The organism is Mycobacterium sp., from assembly GCF_052143115.1.
GTDB lineage: Bacteria > Actinomycetota > Actinomycetes > Mycobacteriales > Mycobacteriaceae > Mycobacterium.
The window spans coordinates 1-4,347 of record NZ_JBKQTQ010000209.1; the positions used below are offsets into that span (position 1 = coordinate 1).

4 protein-coding genes are annotated in these 4,347 nt (G+C 64.4%); all 4 read right to left on the bottom strand.

All coding sequences use genetic code 11. The features are described from left to right. Positions 1-115 precede the first annotated feature (115 nt). Positions 116-718 carry a nuclear transport factor 2 family protein gene (locus tag ACLQI9_RS21580; protein ID WP_442377211.1) on the bottom strand — a complete coding sequence of 201 codons (603 nt, stop codon included), beginning with the start codon at positions 716-718 and terminating at the stop codon, positions 116-118. After that, positions 708-1,589: an SDR family NAD(P)-dependent oxidoreductase gene (locus tag ACLQI9_RS21585; protein ID WP_442377209.1), complete on the bottom strand. Its 882-nt coding sequence runs from the start codon at positions 1,587-1,589 to the stop codon at positions 708-710. Before ACLQI9_RS21585 ends, ACLQI9_RS21580 begins: the two co-directional genes overlap by 11 nt. Positions 1,590-1,595: 6 nt before the next feature. Further along, complete coding sequence (locus ACLQI9_RS21590) at positions 1,596-3,029, bottom strand: aldehyde dehydrogenase family protein (RefSeq protein WP_442392156.1); 1,434 nt, start codon at positions 3,027-3,029, stop codon at positions 1,596-1,598. 16 nt (positions 3,030-3,045) lie between these two features. Next, positions 3,046-4,347, bottom strand: a 1,302-nt coding sequence (locus ACLQI9_RS21595) for a thiamine pyrophosphate-binding protein (protein ID WP_442392157.1), incomplete at its 5' end; no start/stop codon positions are given.

A 4,347-nucleotide genomic window follows, 5' to 3' on the forward strand; every position in this document is an offset into this window, starting at 1 on the left:
TGTCATCCGAGCCGTCCGGCAGCTGCGCCTCGTCCAGCTCGGTGACCCCAACCGTCTGTCCCGCCTCACCCTTCTCGATCAAAACTGCTGAAAACATCGATGAAATCATCTCCTTCTAACGTGATAACCGACCTAATCGACCGTCTTCTCGGCCGTGTGGCCCGAGATCGCCTTTGTCACCAGCGGATTGCCGCCTCGCCCGCCGATTGAGGAGCGGCCGCTGATACGACGGATCCCCCTTGCTGCGCGACGGCGCGCCGTTGCCGTGGATGTCGGGCACATCCGCGAATGGGATTGGCAGGGTGGGGACCATGCCTGACCATTCGATGATGTTGGTGCGCAACGCGATCCGCCAGGCTCCATCATCCCGGTCCAGCCGATCGATATAGCGGCCGCCGGCCATCCAGTTCGTCTCGTCGTGGTTACGCCCGACGAACAAGTAATACGTCTCGCTGTGCGCGGTGTCGCCGTCGATCTCACAGGTGTTGTTGAGCAGATTGTGGTGCGTGGCCACCTGGCCCTGCTCATGCATAGCCGAAGCCCAGTCGTAGAGATCGGCGGGGCCGCCAACGAAGTCGCCCGCAGCGATCACCGCGTTCGGATGAAAGGCGGACAGCAGAAGTTCCCGGTCGAAGCGGTCCATGCCGCGACTGAACCGCGTCAGGCAGTCCAGGATGTCCTGCCGGTCGAGTAGCCACCCAAGACGTTCAGCGTCCATGGGCGGCCTCCGCGATCGGTCCCCAGATCGGCGAGCCGCGCTCGGCCCGCAGCGACGGGATCACCCGCCCATCGATGTCGGTGATCCCGTAGTCCTGCGCAACCTCGGCGGTGATGAATGTGCCTCCCGACCGCGTCATCACGTCGGGGTCACCAGCCAATGCTGCGATCACCCGGCCCGGAAATTCGGGCGAGCAGCCAAAGGCGGGCTTGGTGACCGTCAGCTCCTGCATGGCTGGGTTGCGCGCCAAGTTGCGTTGCGCCCGTTCGGTGGAGGTCAGTCCCTGCCACAACGACAGCGACGCGACGTGGTGTGGCTGCAACTCGATGGCCATATCGCGCGCCATTCGGTCGACCGCGGCCTTGCACATCCCGAACACAACGCCATAGGTGTAGGTCACCCCGACGTAGCCGGAGACCGCAACGATCAGCCCCGACCGCTGGCCGACCATGATCTTCGCCGCATGCCATGCCGCGACAAAGTTCGATCGCACACCGACGTCGACCATCTCCCAGTCCGACAGCGGCTTTTCCCAGAACGGCCTGGGCTCTGTCAGATCCTCGGGAATGGCGAAGGCGTTGTTGACCAGGATGTCGAGCATGCCCTGCTCACGATGAATCCGGTCGAACAGCGCAGCGACCTGATCATCATCACTGTGGTCAACCACCACCGCGACGCCCTTGCCGCCACGGCGGCAGACTTCCTCGGCAGTCTCCGCCACTGTGCCGGGCAGCGATTGCATGCCCGGGTCGACCGTGCGTCCCGAGACGTACACTGTCGCCCCTTCGGCTCCCAGCGCCAGCGCGATCCCCTTGCCGATCCCGCGGCTGGCGCCGGTCACCAGCGCGACTTTCCCTGTCAGGGGACCCATTGCCCGCTATCCGGCTTTGTCGGGCGCGTAGCCCAAAGTGCTTTTGACCTCTAAATACTCGTTGAACCCGAACTCGCTCCACTCCCGACCGTTGCCGCTGTGCTTGTAGCCGCCGAACGCCGCATTCATGTCGAAAGCGTGATTGATCGTCACCCAGCCCGCCCGGATCTTGCGGGCCACCTCCCGGGCCTTGTCGAGGTCGGCACCCGAGACATAGCCGGCCAGACCGTAATTGGTGTCGTTGGCGATCTGCACGGCCTGATCGATGTCGTCATAGCCAAGGATGCACAGCACCGGCCCGAAGATCTCCTCGCGCGCGATCGTCATGTCATTGGTGACGTCGGCGAAGACGGTCGGCTTGACGTAGTAACCCTTGTTTAACCCTGCCGGCCGGCCAGGCCCGCCGGCCACGACGGTCGCGCCGTCGTCGATGCCCTGCTGGATCAGGCGCTGCACCTTCTCGAACTGCGCCTTCGACGCTACCGGTCCGATCGCGGTCTTATCTTCGGGGCTACCGACTTTCACCTGTTCGGCGACCCCACGCGCAATGTCGATGGCCTCGGCCATCCGCGAATTCGGGACCAGCATCCGAGACGGCGCGTTACAACTCTGCCCGGAATTCGGCATCATGTTGACCACGCCGGCGCGGACGCTCTCGGCGAAGCCCGCGTCGTCGAGGACAATGTTGGGACTCTTGCCGCCGAGTTCCTGAGTCACCCGCTTCACAGTCGGAGCGGCATTCGTGGCCACCTCGACACCGGCGCGGGTGGACCCGGTGAACGACACCATGTCGACGTCGGGGTGGCTCGCCAGCGCGACGCCGACGCCGGGGCCATCACCGTTGACCAGGTTGTACACACCGGCCGGCACGCCCGCGGCATCAAGGATCTCGGTGAAGATGTAGGCCGAGAACGGCGCCACCTCAGACGGTTTCAGGACCATTGTGCACCCGGTCGCCAACGCCGGGTACACCTTGACCGCGATCTGGTTTAGCGGCCAGTTCCATGGCGTGATCAGCCCGCACACGCCGATCGGCTCCTTGGCGATCAGCGTTGCCCCGTGCTGCTCCTCGAATGGGAAGTTCTTCAGCACGTCAATCGCCGTCACCAGGTGCCCGATCCCGAGTTGGACCTGCGGGCCGGCGGCCAGCGACGGCGGCGCACCCATTTCCTCGGTGACCGCGTCGGCGAGATCGCCCGCACGCTTGCCGTATTCGGCGAGGATGGCCTCGAGTAGATCGAGGCGCTGTTGGCGACTGGTTTGTGACCAGCCGGTGAAGGCGCGTCGGGCGGCCTTGACCGCCACGTCGACGTCGGCGGCCGAGCCGAGTGAGATCTGCCCAGACACCTGCTCGGTCGCCGGGTCTTCGACATCAAAAGGATTGGGCCGCAACGGGTCGACCCAGGAGCCGTCAATGTAGAACTTCAGGTATTCGCGCATGAGAACCTTCCTTCTTCTACTGGGTGCCCTCGGCGTACCAGGTGCGGAATTCACCATAGTTCGGCATCTCCTCGGAGTTCGCCTTCGGGTCGATGCAGACGTGCACGACGGCGGTCTTGCCGCTGGCATACGCTCGCTCGATCGCCGGGCCGATCTCCTCTTCCTTTTCCACGTATTCGCCGTAACAGCCGAAGCCCTCGGCGATCTTGTCGAAGCGCACGTCCTTGCTCCAGTGCACGCCGGGCTGCGGTGACGGCTGAGCGAACGTGCGCTTGTAGACGCCGACTTCAAGACCCCATTGGTGGTCGACACCCACAACGCACACCAGCGGCAGCTTTAGACGCGCGGCGGTCTCCAGCTCGGCGATATGGAACATGAACGAGGAGTCGCTGGTCAGCAACATGACCGGCCGCTTGCGGCCGTCAGCGACCGAAGCGCCGACGGCATAGGGCAAGCCCGTGCCCAAGTGGCCGAAGTTCTGGTTCCAGATGACGTCGTGCGGCTTGGCCAGCGAATAGGTCCACTGAAAGATGACCGTCGCGCCGCCGTCGCGGACCATGATGCCCTCGGGCGGGAAGGCTTTGGTCGCCTCGACCACAAAGCGAGCGGGGTGGATCGGAGTCCGTCCGCTAGGCGCGGTCTCGGCCAATTCGGCGAGTTGGTCGGCGTCCTGTTTGATCCAGCGGGCAAGATCGGCCGACGGCGAACGTGGGCTGTCCTTCAGCACTTCAACCAGCTGAGGCACCACGCCGCGAAGGTCTCCCACCAGCGCTACGTCCACCGGCCGGTTCACGCCAATCGCCAGCGGGTCCTGCTCGACGTAGATCCATTTGCGGGTGGCGTTATTCTCCGCCCAGTGCCTCGTATTGCCGTAATGAACCGGCTCACCGAGCTCGGTGCCGAGCGCGACGCAAACGTCCGATGTGACCACGGCCTCGACCGCAGCGGACGAAAAACCGTAGGGAAAGGTGCGATCCTCCAGCCCGGAGATGAACGACGTGCCGCCGGATGTCTGGATCACCGGGCAGGCCATCAGCTCGGCCAGTTCCCTGACCGCCGCACCGGTGCGCGACGTATGAACGCCGTGGCCGACCAGCAGGATCGGGTTCTTGGCCTCGCGAACCAGCCTGGCCGCCTCAGCGATTTCCCGTGCACCAGCCCCATGATTGACAAGGCGATACGCGCTGGGAAGCAGCGGGTCTGGGACATCCAACTCTTCCAGAATTACGTGAGACGGGAACTCGACGTAAGCCGGGCCGGGCGTCGTCGACATCGCGCGCCGAATCGCCTCTCGAATGATTTCATCGGTTTGGTCGGC